10 protein-coding genes are annotated in these 14238 nt (G+C 65.5%); 7 read left to right on the top strand and 3 right to left on the bottom strand.

Annotation, left to right across the window (positions count from 1 at the left end; translation table 11 throughout):
* Positions 1-24: 24 nt before the first annotated feature.
* Positions 25-3330: an SNF2-related protein gene (locus ABIB38_RS17870; RefSeq protein ID WP_429205882.1), complete on the top strand. Its 3306-nt coding sequence runs from the start codon at positions 25-27 to the stop codon at positions 3328-3330.
* Here the strand turns inward: ABIB38_RS17870 and ABIB38_RS17865 are convergent, their stop codons facing one another.
* The 3 genes from ABIB38_RS17865 to ABIB38_RS17855 all read right to left on the bottom strand — a co-directional run bounded on the left by ABIB38_RS17865 (position 3331) and on the right by ABIB38_RS17855 (position 5967).
* On the bottom strand, positions 3331-3873 hold the full coding sequence (locus tag ABIB38_RS17865; RefSeq protein WP_429205880.1) for a hypothetical protein: 543 nt from the start codon (positions 3871-3873) through the stop codon (positions 3331-3333).
* Positions 3874-3960: 87 nt separating this feature from the next.
* On the bottom strand, positions 3961-4467 hold the full coding sequence (locus ABIB38_RS17860) for a host attachment protein (RefSeq protein ID WP_429205878.1): 507 nt from the start codon (positions 4465-4467) through the stop codon (positions 3961-3963).
* A gap of 597 nt (positions 4468-5064) precedes the next feature.
* Complete coding sequence (locus ABIB38_RS17855) at positions 5065-5967, bottom strand: PEP-CTERM sorting domain-containing protein (protein WP_429205877.1); 903 nt, start codon at positions 5965-5967, stop codon at positions 5065-5067.
* Positions 5968-6098: 131 nt separating this feature from the next.
* Between ABIB38_RS17855 and ABIB38_RS17850 the strand changes: the two genes are divergently transcribed.
* From ABIB38_RS17850 to wecC, 6 genes are all read left to right on the top strand, one after another.
* Positions 6099-6638 carry a hypothetical protein gene (locus ABIB38_RS17850; protein WP_429205876.1) on the top strand — a complete coding sequence of 180 codons (540 nt, stop codon included), beginning with the start codon at positions 6099-6101 and terminating at the stop codon, positions 6636-6638.
* A gap of 123 nt (positions 6639-6761) precedes the next feature.
* Positions 6762-9014: an alpha,alpha-trehalose-phosphate synthase (UDP-forming) gene (locus ABIB38_RS17845; protein WP_429205874.1), complete on the top strand. Its 2253-nt coding sequence runs from the start codon at positions 6762-6764 to the stop codon at positions 9012-9014.
* Complete coding sequence (gene otsB / locus ABIB38_RS17840) at positions 9011-9787, top strand: trehalose-phosphatase (RefSeq protein WP_429205873.1); 777 nt, start codon at positions 9011-9013, stop codon at positions 9785-9787. Before ABIB38_RS17845 ends, otsB begins: the two co-directional genes overlap by 4 nt.
* Positions 9784-11610, top strand: a complete 1827-nt coding sequence (locus ABIB38_RS17835) for a glycoside hydrolase family 15 protein (RefSeq protein ID WP_429205872.1) — start codon at positions 9784-9786, stop codon at positions 11608-11610. Before otsB ends, ABIB38_RS17835 begins: the two co-directional genes overlap by 4 nt.
* A gap of 204 nt (positions 11611-11814) precedes the next feature.
* A complete protein-coding gene (gene wecB / locus ABIB38_RS17830; RefSeq protein WP_429206000.1) occupies positions 11815-12951 on the top strand; it encodes a non-hydrolyzing UDP-N-acetylglucosamine 2-epimerase in 1137 nt (378 codons plus the stop codon).
* Positions 12935-14215, top strand: coding sequence for a UDP-N-acetyl-D-mannosamine dehydrogenase (wecC, locus tag ABIB38_RS17825; RefSeq protein WP_429205870.1), 1281 nt, complete (start codon positions 12935-12937; stop codon positions 14213-14215). The genes wecB and wecC overlap by 17 nt, the downstream gene beginning before the upstream one ends.
* Positions 14216-14238: the final 23 nt, after the last annotated feature.

Here is a 14238-nt window from a genome sequence, read left to right as displayed (position 1 = left end):
TTTGACCGTGACGCCGTATCGCCCATGCACTTCGACCACGCCGACCTGACGTCCAACTTCGACCTCGGCGCCTTGCAGCGCGGGCAGGACTATGCGCGCAAAGGCAAGGTGCAGGCGACGTACTGGGAGGACGGCAAGCTCATTGGCGAGGTCGAGGGAAGCGGCGGCGAACGCTACCGCCAGACCATCCGCTTCATGTCCGATCGGGGCGAGCTGGGTATCCGGGGCAGTTGCAGCTGCCCCGTGAGCTACAACTGCAAGCACGTGGTGGCGGTGTTGCTGACGGCCCTGGCCGCGACGCCGGCGCCCAGCTCGCCGCAAGCCATTGCCGCGCAGTCCGAGCGCTGGCTGCAGCAATTGTCGTCGTTCGCTGCCGCTGTGGACGCATCGTCCGCCGACGCCGCCGGGCCGGAGCTGGCATGGGTGTTGACGCCCGATCCCGCCACCGGTGCGCCGCGCCTGCATGTGCGCCATGCGCGGCGGCGCAAGAACGGCGACCTGTCCGGAAGACTCCCGGTCAACGACATCCATGGCTTGATCGGCGCTTCATCGGCGGTGACGCCGAGTGACGAAGAATGGCTGCGGCTGTTCATCGCGCTGAGGGCGAACCCGCTGGTCGTCATGGGCGCCGTGCCGGCCGGTCGCATCGGCGCACGGCTGCTGCATGGCGTGTGCGCCGCAGGAAGGCTGTACATCGCCTGGACCGATGACGACATGCGCCGCGGCAGGGTGTACACCGTCAGGCCCGGGCCGCGGCGCCCGGCCAGCCTGTGCTGGCGCTCCGAACAAGAGTTGGGCGATGCCGTCGCGCTGGGTTGGCGGTTTGACGATGCCGGTGCGCCCGATGCGGTGCTGCCGACCGATCCGCCATGCTATCTCGAGGACGGCGTGCTGGGCGAGCTGGTATTGCCGCCATTGCTGGAGAAGTTCCCTCTGGCGCCGCTGATGAACGTGTTGGCCGGGGCGCCGGCGCTGCATCCCGAACAGCGCGCTGGCATGGCGCTGCGTCTGGCCGAGCTTGGACTGGACAGCGTCGTGCCGCTGCCGCAGGCAGTCGACACCCGGCGCCGCAGCGATATTGCGCCAATCCCCTGTCTGCTGCTCGACAGCATCGAAACGGGCTGGGGCCGCGACGAGGTATGGCACGATCATGCGCTGCTCTTCTTCGAGTACGACGGCTACAGCACCGAGGATCTGGATGAACCGGTGCTGCGCACGATGCAGGACGGCGCCGTCGTGCTCATCGAGCGCGATGCCGCCGCCGAAGCCGCGGCCGCCAACCTCATGGCCGAACTCGGTTTCCTTCCCCGGTCGGCCGACTTCCCGCTGCAAGAGGTGTCCGAAGCGCTGCGACTGCCTGATCAAGCCGCCTGGGTCGCGTTCGCGCGCCGCGACATCCCGCGCCTGCGCGCCGCCGGCTGGCAGATCGAGATGGGCGACGACTACCGCTACGACCTGGCGGAAGTCGACGACTGGTATGCCGAGCTCGACGAGGAAGGCGAGGGCGGCAACGCCTGGTTCTCGCTGGAGCTCGGCATCGTCGTCGGCGGCGAGCGCCATGCGCTATTGCCCCTGCTGGTGCAGATGGTGCGCGCCGCGCCGGGCGATTTCGCCGCGCCGGCGCTGGCCGCGCGGGCTGAAGAGGACGAACTGGTCGTCGAGCTGGCGTCCTTCGAGCGCGTCGCCCTGCCCTGGGGCCGGGTCAAGCCGATCCTGGCCACGCTGGGCGAGCTGTACTTCGGCGAGCGCCTGGGTAATGGGGTGCGCCTGCCGGCCATGGACGCGGCGCGCCTGGCCGAACTGGAGCGCGCGGCGCGGCTGCGCTGGATCGGCGGCGAGCGCCTGCGCGAACTGGGCCGCAAGCTCGACAGTTTCGGCGGCATCCAGGCCGTCGCGCCGCCGGCGGGCCTGCAGGCCGCCTTGCGTCCCTACCAGCTGGGCGGCCTGGCCTGGCTGCAGTTCCTGCGCGAATACGGTTTCGGCGGCATCCTGGCCGACGACATGGGGCTGGGTAAAACCGTCCAGACCCTGGCCCACATCCTGCTCGAGAAAGAAGCCGGCCGCCTCGATGCGCCGGCCCTGGTCGTGGCGCCGACCAGCCTGATGCCGAACTGGCAGGCCGAGGCGGCGCGCTTCGCGCCCGGCCTGCGGGTGCTGCTCCTGCACGGCAAGGAGCGCGCCGCGCAGTTCGACGCCATCGGCGCGCACGACCTGGTGCTGACCACCTATGCCTTGCTGGGCCGCGACGAAACCGCGCTGCGCCGGCACCGCTACCACCTCTTGATCCTCGACGAGGCGCAATACGTCAAGAACAGCCGCACCAAGGCGGCGCAGACCGCGCGCCTGCTCGACGCCCGCCATCGCCTGTGCCTGACCGGCACGCCGGTGCAGAACCACCTGGGCGAGCTGTGGGCGCAGTTCAACTTCCTGATGCCGAGCCTGCTGGGCGACGAACGATCGTTCAAGGCCGATTACCGCAAGCCGATCGAGCAGGGCGGCGACCTGCAGCGCAAGGATTTCCTGGCGCGCCGCATCAAACCCTTCATGCTGCGCCGGACCAAGGACAAGGTGGCCACCGAGCTGCCGCCCAAGACCGAGATCGTGCTGCCGGTCGAATTGGGCAGCGCGCAGCGCGACCTGTACGAGACGGTGCGGGTGGCGATGGACCGCAAGGTGCGGGCCGAGATCGACCGCAAGGGCCTGGCGCGCAGCCATATCGTGATCCTCGAGGCGCTGCTCAAGCTGCGCCAGGTGTGCTGCGACCCGCGCCTGGTCGAACCAATGAGCGCGACCGGCTCGGCCAAGCTGGATACGCTGCTGGAGCTGCTCGACACCTTGCGCAGCGAAGGCCGCAAGGTGCTGGTGTTCTCGCAGTTCACCAGCATGCTGGACCTGATCGGCGCGGCCCTGCGCGAGCGCGGCGCCGATTACGTCGAGCTCACCGGCAGCACGCTCGACCGCGCCGCCCCGGTCGCCGCCTTCCAGCAGGGGCAAGTCGGGGTGTTCCTGATCAGCCTGAAGGCCGGTGGGGTAGGGCTCAACCTGACGGCGGCCGACACCGTCATCCATTACGACCCCTGGTGGAACCCGGCCAGCGAAAACCAGGCGACCGACCGCGCCTGGCGCATCGGCCAGCGGCAGCCGGTCTTCGTCTACAAGCTGATCGCGCGCGGCACGCTGGAAGAAAAAATCCAGGAGCTGCAGCGCCGCAAGGGCGCGCTGGCCGACGCGGTGCTGGTCAACGAAGAGGAGACCGAGCTGGCGCCGGGGCTGCAGGCGGACGACCTGCGCGCCATCTTTTCGCTGGCGGCGCCGGGCATGGACACGTGATCAGTCCTGCACCACACTGACGCGCGCGAAGCGCAGGTTCTCGAACACCTTGATGCGGCCCGTCACCGGCCACCATTCGTACAGGAAGATCTGTGCCGGCCGCCACATCGCCACCCAGCCGATGATGGTCAGGCTTTCGCGCGCGATCCTGGCGCCGTGGCCGCCGGTGAAGGTCTCGATCGCCTCGGCCAGCAGCAGGCAGGTGGCCACGAAGGCGATGCCGATCACGAGGCTGATCCGGCCCTGGCGCAGCAGCTGTTTCAGTTCGCCGCGCACCAGTTCCACCTTGTAGCCATAGTAGTTGTGGATCGCGTCGGCGACCATGTCGCCGGCCTGCCCCACCGGCGGCAACTGCTCGACGTGGATGTTCAGGTGCAGGCGGCTGGCCGGCGGCAGCGACAGCGCCCAGTTCTCGATATACGCCTCGCAGGCGTGGTCGAGGTCCTTGTTCAGGAAAGGCGCCGGGTCGAGCGAATTGAACAGCTGCTGCAGTTCGCGCACGCGCAGCTCGAGGGTGTGGGTGGGTGATTCACTGATGTGCATGCGGCAAGCGTACCGCAGGGCATGATGGCAGGCAACCAGGCCAGGCCCGTCGTCGGACAGGCCTGGCGATGAAGGAGGGCCCTTGGCTTACGCCGACTTGTCCTGGTGCGCGTCGAGCTGGGCGCGCAATTGCTGGCCGTTCGAATGCGTATAGTCCTTGTTGACTTCACGCTTGATCAGCGATTTGATCTGCGGGTCGATTTGCGTGCGCAGCACGCCCAGGAATTCCGGCGAGGCCGCCAGGACCAGCTGCTGGAAACGGCCTGCCTGGTGCGCCTGTTGCAGGTAGTTCGAAATATCCTTGGCAAATTTCTGGGTCTCGTGCTCGACCGGCGTGACGGCTGGCTGGTAATCGTTGCCCTGCGCGCCGGCAGGCGCGGCGTGCTGGAATCCGCCACCTTGTCCACCGCCGATATTATGGCCGCTATTCTGCGCGGAATGCGGACTCATCTTGTCAGTGACGATGTCCAGCACGCGCTGTTGCGCGGCAGGATTGACCAGGTCTTCGACCTCTTGCAAGGATGCCGCGTGACCGGCGCTGGAAAAGATGCGGGCACGGCCGGCATTGGCTGCGATCGTCCAGGTTGTTGGCATATTACCCCCTGTAAAAATGGTGTGATGACAATCGCCTGCAACATCGTCCGATAATGTTGAGCCAGGACTTCTGCATGGCGACAAGTGATGACTCAGTATAGCCCTGCGTGCAAATTCCCGGCGCACCGCCTTCTCGGGTGTGCGCCTTCCGGCGCTGTGAATCGTGCCGCGGCGCATTTTCTTGTGGGTGTGCAGCACCTAACGGACCACGCTGCTGGTGCCCGGCATCATGAACCCATCGACAACAAGCATGTGAGAGGAGTTCATCATGGGTAAGTATTTCATTGGCTGGCTGCTGGGTATTCCTGCTGTCGTTCTCGTCATCCTGTATTTCATCTTCGGCTGACGCATGTTGGTCGCAAACGAAAACGCCACTGTCCAGGCTAATACCGTTAAGTTAAGCTGCTGAGCTAGCCGTCAAATACGTCGTCCCCGCGCAGGCGGGGACCCAAGTTCTGCAAACGTCGTCGAAACGCTTGCAAGATTGGGTCCCCACCTTCGTGGGGACGACGTTTTTACGTTAACTCAAGAAGACTTTCGCCTTCACTTAACGTCATGAACCGTCCAGGTGGCGTTTTTGTTGGCGAATGGCGAGCGTCAGGGCAGGGCCGGTTCCAGGACTTTTTCGGCAGCCAACTGCTGCGCGGCGATGTCCTGCAGTGCGGCGGCGGTCCGCGCATCGATGCCGATCTCGCGTGCGACCGCGTCGCCGGCGCCGAGCGAGCGCGGATCGCGGCCGGTCACGCTGCCGAAGATGGTCAGTGCTTCCAGGTAGTAGCCATGGACGCTGCCATGATAGGCGTCCTCTCCCCATAGATTGACCTGGCCGGCCGGTATGCCGCGATAGGGATTGGCGGCCGCCACGCCGCTGGCGATCGCACGGTTCCATGCTTGGCCAACCGGAATCACGCCGCTGATGTGGCGGGAGGCGGCATGGGCCGCGTCATGGCCGCGACGCACGTCCAGCGCCATCTGGTGGATCGGCTTGCCGTACCAGGCGCCGCCGGCCAGCCAAGTCTGGTCGGCGCGCGACCAGGTCGCGCTCAAGCGTACGTCGACCCGTGGATTCTGCTGGTGGAAGGCCTGGGCCAGCAGGCCGCTGTAACGGATCAGCTTGGCGGGGTCGCCGGGCGCGTCCTGGTCCAGCGTGCTATACCCTTGCAGCAGCACGATATCCCACGGCTTCACGATGGTGTCGTGGCGGTGCTTGTAGTGAAAATCGAGGCCGGCGCCGCCTTTCGTCTCCAGGCTAACCGCGTAATGCAGGCCTGCCTGCTGCGTCATCGCCTTGAACAGCGCCGGGACGCCGCCGATCCTGGTGCCGTTCAGGTCCTTGACCGTGTGCGGGCGGAAGTCGTGCACCGGCGGTGCGCCGGCGCCATAGGTGAAGCTGTTGCCGACGAAAAGGATGGTGGTGGCGCTGGAGGACGGGGACAGGGTCATTGCGCAGACGGTGAGGAGGAGGGCGCTGGCGCAGCGCAGTCGATCGGAAAAGGGCATGGGCGGGCCTATCGTGAATGCGGAAATGCGGAAATGCAAGTGTGCAAAGAATATCAGCGCGAAAGCAAGCGCGATTTGCACGGATGCCGGCGTGCTACTCTTTCCACTCCTCTCATAACATCTGGAATCCCATGAAAGCCATTCTGCCGATCCTCGCCGTGACCACCCTGGTTGCCGGCTGCGCCGCCACGCCGTCGCCAGCCGACTCGCGCGATCAATTCATGGCCACGCTGCAGGGCATGTGCGGCCAGCGCTTCGAAGGTGCGCAATCGTATGCGGCCGACCCGAACAATGAATTCGCCGGCAAGAAGATCTCGACCCAGGTCCAATGCGGCGCGGCCGGGATCCGCATGCCGGTGCAGGTCGGCGAAGACCGTTCGCGCACCTGGATCTTCACCCGCCCGCAAGCGGGTCTGGAACTGCGCCACGATCACCGCCACGCGGACGGCACGCCCGACAAGGTCACCATGTATGGGGGCATGGCGAAGGAAGGCGGCACCGCCCGCTCCCAGGCTTTCTTGGCGGACAAGTACACCGCGGACTTGGTGCCCGGCGCGGAAACGAACGTCTGGACCGTTACCCTCAGCGAGGATGGCAAGACCCTGACCTATCGCCTGGAACGTCACGCCAGGCCGCGCGCCGAATTCGTGCTGCAGCGGGCGCCCGGATAACTCCCCGGCGCGCCCGTGGGCGCGCCCACCGGCCTGGCATGTTGCGGTGCGCAACGTTGCGACATGATAATTTGCAAATAGCTATACTCAAATGGTCGGCGACGTCCATGTTGAAGGAGCTTCATGCGGTTCAGATCGGTACAACTATCCATGCGGTTCATTGTCCCGCTGGCCCTCGTGCTGGCGCTGTTCGGTTACTTCGCGGTTCCGTGGATGGAAAATCTCACCGTACGCTGGTTCGTGCGGGACCTCGATACGCGTTCCCAACTGGTGTCGAGCACGCTGCAACAGCCGCTGCTCAACTACCTTGAGGACAATGATGCCCCGCGCATCAACGACGCGTTCAGCCGCGCGATCCAGGACGAGCGCCTGTATGCGCTCGCCTATTGCGATCCAGCCGGCAATTTGCAGTACAAGACCACGACGTATCCGGATTCGCTCGGTTGCCGCCAGGGCGGGGATGGTGAAGGCGCCAAGCCCGTGGTGCGCCTGCCCCAGGGGCCGGTCCACGTGTCCAGTCGTGTGCTGAGCCAGGACGGCATCGCCGCCGGCCGCCTGATCCTGGTGCAGGACATGAGCTTCATCGAGCGCCGCAGCGAAGACACCAAGAAGTACGTCCTGGGCCTGTTCGTCCTGCTGGCGGGCGCGATCTCGCTGATCACGGTCCTGATCGCGCACCTGAGCTGGCATGGCTGGCTCAACGGCGTGCGCGAGATGCTGCGCGGCGAGCTGTCGCCGCGCGCGCCGGGGCCGATGCCGCCGGAGATCGCGCCGCTGGCCAGTGAACTGCGCGCACTGCTCAACGAATACAATCGCGACCTGCAGGGCAGCGGCGTGGAGTCCCAGACCTGGGGCGCCGATACGCTCAAGACCTTGCTGAACCAGGACCTGGCGGGCGACGAAATCCTGGTGGTATCGAATCGCGAGCCCTACATCCACGTCAACACGTCCAGTGGCGTCAAGGTACAACGCCCGGCCAGCGGCCTGGTGACGGCGGTCGAAGCCGTGATGCGCGCCTGCTCCGGCACCTGGATCGCGCACGGGGCCGGCTCGGCCGACCGCGACACGGTCGACGCCAACGACCACGTGCGCGTGCCGCCTGAAAACCCGAGCTATACCTTGCGCCGCGTCTGGCTCTCGAAAGAAGAAGAGCAGGGCTATTACTACGGCTTCGCCAACGAGGGCCTGTGGCCGCTGTGCCATATCGCCCACGTGCGGCCGGTGTTCCGCTCGTCCGACTGGGCCGAATACGTCAGGGTCAACCAGCGCTTCGCCGACGCGGTGATCGCGGAGGCGCGTTCCGACAACCCGGTGGTGCTGGTGCAGGACTATCACTTCGCGCTGCTGCCGCGCATGGTGCGCGCGGTGCTGCCGAAGGCCACCATCATCACCTTCTGGCACATCCCGTGGCCGAATCCGGAATCGTTCGGCATCTGCCCGTGGCGCGAGGAAATTCTTGACGGCATGCTGGGCAGCACCATCCTCGGCTTCCACACGCCGTTCCACCGCAAGAACTTCCTCGACACCGTGGACCGCTACCTCGAAACCCGCATCGAGAACGAGGCCTCGACCGTCAGCTACGGCAACGAGCTGACCCAGGTGAAGCCGTACCCGATCTCGATCGCCTGGCCCGAGCCCATGCCGGGCGAGTGCGACGTGGCGGCCTGCCGCGCCGAGATCCGCCAGGCGCTGGCGCTGCCGCCTGACCAGCTGCTGGGCATCGGCGTCGACCGCCTCGACTACACCAAGGGCATCATCGAGCGCTTCCAGGCGGTCGAGCGCATGCTCGAACTCCATCCGGACATGGTCGGCAAGTTCACCTTCGTGCAAATTGCGGCGCCGACCCGGTCCTCGCTCGACGAATACCAGAACTTCGAAGCGCGGGTGCGCGCGCTGGCCCAGCGCATCAACCAGCGCTTTTCCAGCGGCAGCTACCTGCCCATCATCCTCAAGACCGAACACCATGAACAGGCCCAGTTGCGCACGTATTTCCGCGCTTCCGAGGTGTGCAGCGTGACCAGCCTGCACGATGGCATGAACCTGGTGGCCAAGGAATTCATCGCCGCCCGCGACGACGAACAGGGCGTGCTGATCCTGAGCCAGTTCACCGGCGCCGCACGCGAGCTGCACGAGGCGCTGATCGTCAACCCGTACCACATCGAAGAAGGCGCCGAAGCGCTGTACCGCGCACTGCGCATGCCGCAGGACGAGCAGCGCGAACGCATGCGCAGCATGCGCGTGCGGGTGCGCGATTTCAACGTCTATCGCTGGGCGGGCCGCATGCTGCAGGACGCGGCCCGGCTGCGCCAGCGCGAGCGCGTGCGCTCCAGGATCCATTCGCTCAGCCAGAACCGGGTACGCAAGGGGGACGCATGAGCTCGATCATTCCAACCAACGAACAGGCAGCGCTGGACCTGCTCGCCACGCCCGGTTGCGCGCTGTTCCTCGATTTCGACGGCACGCTGGTGGACATCGCGCCGCGCCCCGACCAGGTGGTGGTGACGCCCGAACTGTTGACATCGCTGGCGGCGCTGCAACAGCGGCTTAGCGGCCGGCTGGCCATCGTCTCGGGCCGTCCCGTCGCCGAACTCGACCGGTTGCTGGCGCCGCTGGCGCTGCCGGCCGCCGGCGTGCACGGCATGGAGCGGCGCGGCGCCGACGGCGTGCTGCGCCAGTTGCCGACGCCCGATTTCACGGTGGTGCGCACCCGCGCCCACGCCCTGGCGGCGCGTCATCCCGCCCTGTGGGTCGAGGAAAAGCATGGCGCGCTGGCGCTGCACTATCGCCAGGCGCCCGAACTGCAGGCGCTGTGCGTCGAGACCATGGCCGACGCGGTGCGCGGCAGCCTGGGCCTGCTGCTCATGGAAGGCAAGATGATCGTCGAGATCAAGGCCGCCGGCGTCAGCAAGGGCACGGCGGTCCGCGACTTCCTGGCCGAAGCGCCGTTCCTTGGCGCTGTGCCGCTGTTCATCGGTGACGACACCACCGACGAAGCCGGCTTCGACCACGTGCAGCGCATCGGCGGCATCGGCCTCAAGGTCGGGCCCGGGCCGACGGTGGCCAGCTGCCGCATCGCGTCGAGCCAGGCCGTGCGCGATGCGCTGGCGCTCGCCGCCGCGACGTCAACCATAGGAAAGGATTCAGCATGAACGATGTTAACCAGCAGTGCTCATCGACCGCAGTGCACGACGCGCCGGGCTCCCTCGATTGCGGCGTGGTCGGCAATTGCGCCTTCAGCGCCATGATCGACCGCATGGGCCGGGTGGTGTGGTGCTGCCTGCCGCGCTTCGACGGCGATCCGGTGTTCAACGCCTTGCTCGACCCGAGCGAGAACGGCAGCCTGTGGAGCATCGAGCTCGAGGATGTCGTGCGCAGCGAGCAGTCCTATGAGCCGAACACGGCGGTGCTGCATACGCGCCTGTATGACCAGGCCGGCAACGGCATCGAGATCACCGACTTCGCGCCGCGCTTCCTGAGCCGCGACCGCATGTTCCGGCCCCTGATGCTGGTCCGGCGCGTCAAGCCGCTCGGCGCCGGCGTGCGCGTGCGCGTGAAGCTGCGGCCGCGCTTCGAATATGGCGCGAAACGGCCCGAGATCACCCAGGGCAGCCACCATATCCGCTACGTTGGGCCGGACCAGACGCTGCGCCTGAACACCGACGCCTCGCTCAGCTACGTGCTGTCCGAATCGTTCTTCCTGGTCGACCGGCCGATGAATTTCATGCTGGGACCGGACGAGACCCTGGCCGACGGCATCCAGGACACCGCCCAGCGGTTCGAGAAGGAGACGGTCGGCTACTGGCGCACCTGGTCGCGCCGCCTCGCGCTGCCGCTCGAATGGCAGGACGTCGTGATCCGCGCCGCGATCACCTTGAAGCTGTCGCTGTTCGAAGACACCGGCGCCATCATCGCCGCCATGACCACCAGCATCCCGGAAGCCCCGGGCAGCGAACGCAACTGGGATTACCGCTTCTGCTGGCTGCGCGACGCCTTCTTCGTGATCCGGGCCCTGAACAGCCTGTCCGAGGTCGGCACCATGGAAGACTACCTGCGCTGGCTCGGTAATGTGGTCGCGCGCGCCAAGGGCGGGCACATCCAGCCCCTGTACGGCATCGGCCTCGAGGAGCAGCTGCCCGAATCGATCGTCGAGCACCTGCCCGGTTACCGTAACCACCGTCCGGTGCGCATCGGCAACCAGGCGCAAGAACACTTCCAGCACGATGTGTACGGCAATATCGTACTCGGCGCGGCCCAGGCCTTCTTCGACCACCGCCTGTTCCGGCGTGCCGGCCATCCCGAATTCCGCCTGCTGGAAGCGGTCGGCGAGCAAGCCTTCCGGGTGTGGGCCGAGCCCGACGCCGGCATGTGGGAACTGCGCACCCGCGCCCGTGTGCACACCTCGTCGGTGCTGATGAACTGGGCCGCCTGCGACCGGCTGGCCAAGATCGCGGACGTGCTGGAACTGCCGGACCGCGCCGCCTTCTGGGGCGAGCGCGCCGAACTGATCCGCAACCGGCTGCTGGAAGAAGCCTGGAGCGAAGAGCGCCAGGCCTTTGCCGAAAGCCTGGGCGGACGCGACCTGGACGCCAGCGTGCTGCTGATGGCCGAGATCAATTTCATCGACCCAAAAGATCCGCGCTTCGTCGCCACCGTCGATGCGCTGGAAAAATCGCTGTGCGACGGCCCCTATATGCGCCGCTACGAGGCGCCGGACGATTTTGGCGTGCCCGAGACCGCCTTCAACATCTGCACCTTCTGGCGCATCGACGCGCTGGCGCGGATCGGGCGGACGGAGGAAGCGCGCGAGGTGTTCGAGGCGATGCTGGCCGCGCGCAACCACCTGGGGCTGCTGTCCGAAGACACGCACCCGGTCACCGGCGAAATGTGGGGCAACTTCCCGCAGACGTATTCGATGGTCGGCCTGATCAACTGCGCCATGCGCTTGTCGAAATCGTGGAATAGCGTCGTGTAAGCAGGCGCGACAAGAGGCGGGCAGCCGGACGATCGCAGCGTCCATCGGTTTGTGGACGCTCAACGGAGCAGAGCAGCATCGGCGGGATAATTGGGCCATGAACTCGGCGGTAGCGCATTTGCAACCGCCGATGCTTTTTCCCGAATGCTCGCGCGATGCCATTGTCCACTTCGGCCGTTTGCGCACATGGTCGCAAACGACGAGATGCCTCTTAAAGTTGTCACCGTATTCGGAACGCGCCCGGAAGCAATCAAGATGGCTTCCGTCGTGCGAGCGCTGGCGGAACGTCCCGACGTCGAGACCAGGATCTGCGTGACTGCCCAGCATCGGCACATGCTGGATCAGGTACTGGACGTGTTCTCGCTCACGCCCGATTTCGACCTGAATCTCATGGCGCCGGGCCAAGATCTCTCCGACATCACGTCGAAGGTTCTTACGGGTATGCGCACGGTGCTGCGCGCGTGGCGTCCCGATTATGTGTTCGTGCATGGGGACACGACCACGACCTTTGCTGCCAGCCTTGCTGCCTATTACGAAAGAATTCCGGTCGGGCATGTGGAAGCGGGGCTACGGACCGGCAATATCTATTCGCCATGGCCGGAAGAGGTCAACCGCTGCCTGACCGGCGTCATCGCCAGCCTGCATTTCGCGCCGACCGAGCACGCCAGGCGGAATCTGTTGAACGAAGGCGTGGACGCCGCGAATATTTGTGTCACGGGCAATACCGTGATCGACGCCTTGCTGGATGTCGTCACGCGCCTGGACAGCGACGCGTGTTTGCGATCCGAGATGGAATCTCGATTCTGTTTTCTCGATCGCCAGAAAAGACTGATCCTGGTGACAGGCCACCGCCGCGAGAATTTCGGCGATGGTATCAAGAACATCTGTCTTGCCTTGCGTGAAATCAGCCGTTGGCCCGGCGTCGAAGTGCTGTTCCCTGTCCACCTGAACCCGAACGTGCAGGAGCCCGTGCGAAGCATGCTCGCGGACGCCCCCAATGTGCACCTGATCGATCCCGTGGGTTACCTGCCGTTCGTGTATTTGATGAATTGCGCCGCGGTCCTCCTGACCGACTCCGGCGGCATCCAGGAAGAAGCGCCGTCGCTCGGCAAGCCCGTTCTCGTCATGCGCGACTCCACCGAGCGCCCGGAGGCCGTGGCGGCAGGCACCGCGCGCCTGGTCGGTACCGGCGTCGAGTCCATCGTCGAAGGCGTGCGCACGCTCCTGAACGACCCGGCCGAATACCAGCGCATGAGTTCGGCCATCAATCCCTATGGCGACGGCAAAGCCGCAATGCGCATCCTTAATTTTCTGAGGGAAAAACATGGGCAGCAGCTTTGAAGTGGTCTCGATCATCGGTCTGGGTTACATCGGCCTCCCGACCGCCGCAATGTTTGCATCGCGCAAGAAGAACGTGATCGGCGTGGATGTCAATCAGGATGCGGTCGACACGATCAACACTGGCCGGACGCACATCGTCGAGCCGGACCTCGACATGATCGTCGCCGCGGCCGTCAACCAGGGCTACCTGAAGGCGTCCACGACCGTGCAACCGGCCGACGCCTTCCTGATTGCCGTGCCGACGCCGTTCCAGGGCAATCATGAGCCCGACGTCAGCCATGTGGAAGCAGCGGCGCGTTCGATCGCGCCGGTTCTCAAGAAAGGCGACCTCGTCATTCTCGAATCGACGTCGCCGGTCGGCACCACCCAGAACCTGGCGAAATGGCTGGCCGCAACGCGCCCCGACCTGAAAATTCCTCTCGGACCGGACGACGAGACCGACATCCATATCGCCTACTGCCCTGAACGTGTGCTGCCGGGCAGGGTGATCCATGAGCTGGTATCCAACGATCGCATCATCGGCGGCATCACCAAGGCCTGCTCGGCGCGCGCTATCGAGCTCTATGAGACCTTTGTGCAGGGAACGTGCTTCGAAACCGATTCGCGCACCGCGGAGATGTGCAAGCTGACAGAGAATTCCTATCGTGACGTGAACATCGCTTTCGCCAATGAATTGTCCCTGATCTGCGGCGAGCTCGGGATCGATGTGTGGGAACTGATCGCGCTGGCGAACCGCCATCCGCGCGTCAACGTCCTGCGCCCTGGCCCGGGCGTGGGCGGCCACTGTATCGCGATCGATCCCTGGTTCATCGTGCACAGCGCACCGGAGCAGGCAAGGCTGATCAGGGCGGCGCGTGAGGTCAATGACGGCAAGCCGCACTGGGTGCTGGACAAGGTAAAGGATGAAGTCGAAAATTTCATGGCAGCGAACCCCGAGCGCATGCCATCCGAGGTGACGATCGCCTGCTTCGGCCTGGCTTTCAAGCCCGACATCGACGACCTGCGGGAAAGTCCGGCACTCGATATCGTGGCTGGGATCGCGAAATTTCCCGCCTGCCGCGTGATCGTGGTCGAACCGAATATCTCGGCCCTGCCTGCCAGCCTGGACAAGGGTGAATTACGCATGCCGCAGGACGCGCTGGCGCGTGCGCAGATCGTCCTCATGTTAGTCAATCACAAGCCCTTCCTGTCGCTCAAGAAAGATTTGTTTGCCAACAAAGTGGTCATCGACACCTGTGGCTACCTGAGCGCTGCCGGTCACTGACGCCGGCCGCCAACGACGAGGTG

Source organism: Massilia sp. UYP11 (assembly GCF_050434805.1).
Taxonomy (GTDB): Bacteria; Pseudomonadota; Gammaproteobacteria; order Burkholderiales; family Burkholderiaceae_D; genus Telluria.
Note: the sequence above shows the minus strand (reverse complement) of the source record. Positions and strands in the feature narration are given on the sequence as shown.

Excerpts from the sequence above, each read along its gene's own strand:
- ABIB38_RS17870 (WP_429205882.1), top strand. The coding sequence starts at position 25 with ATGCACTTCGACCACGCCGACCTGACGTCCAACTTCGACCTCGGCGCC.
- ABIB38_RS17865 (WP_429205880.1), bottom strand. The coding sequence starts at position 3,873 with ATGCACATCAGTGAATCACCCACCCACACCCTCGAGCTGCGCGTGCGC.
- ABIB38_RS17860 (WP_429205878.1), bottom strand. The coding sequence starts at position 4,467 with ATGCCAACAACCTGGACGATCGCAGCCAATGCCGGCCGTGCCCGCATC.
- ABIB38_RS17855 (WP_429205877.1), bottom strand. The coding sequence starts at position 5,967 with ATGCCCTTTTCCGATCGACTGCGCTGCGCCAGCGCCCTCCTCCTCACC.
- ABIB38_RS17850 (WP_429205876.1), top strand. The coding sequence starts at position 6,099 with ATGAAAGCCATTCTGCCGATCCTCGCCGTGACCACCCTGGTTGCCGGC.
- ABIB38_RS17845 (WP_429205874.1), top strand. The coding sequence starts at position 6,762 with ATGCGGTTCAGATCGGTACAACTATCCATGCGGTTCATTGTCCCGCTG.
- otsB (WP_429205873.1), top strand. The coding sequence starts at position 9,011 with ATGAGCTCGATCATTCCAACCAACGAACAGGCAGCGCTGGACCTGCTC.
- ABIB38_RS17835 (WP_429205872.1), top strand. The coding sequence starts at position 9,784 with ATGAACGATGTTAACCAGCAGTGCTCATCGACCGCAGTGCACGACGCG.
- wecB (WP_429206000.1), top strand. The coding sequence starts at position 11,815 with ATGCCTCTTAAAGTTGTCACCGTATTCGGAACGCGCCCGGAAGCAATC.
- wecC (WP_429205870.1), top strand. The coding sequence starts at position 12,935 with ATGGGCAGCAGCTTTGAAGTGGTCTCGATCATCGGTCTGGGTTACATC.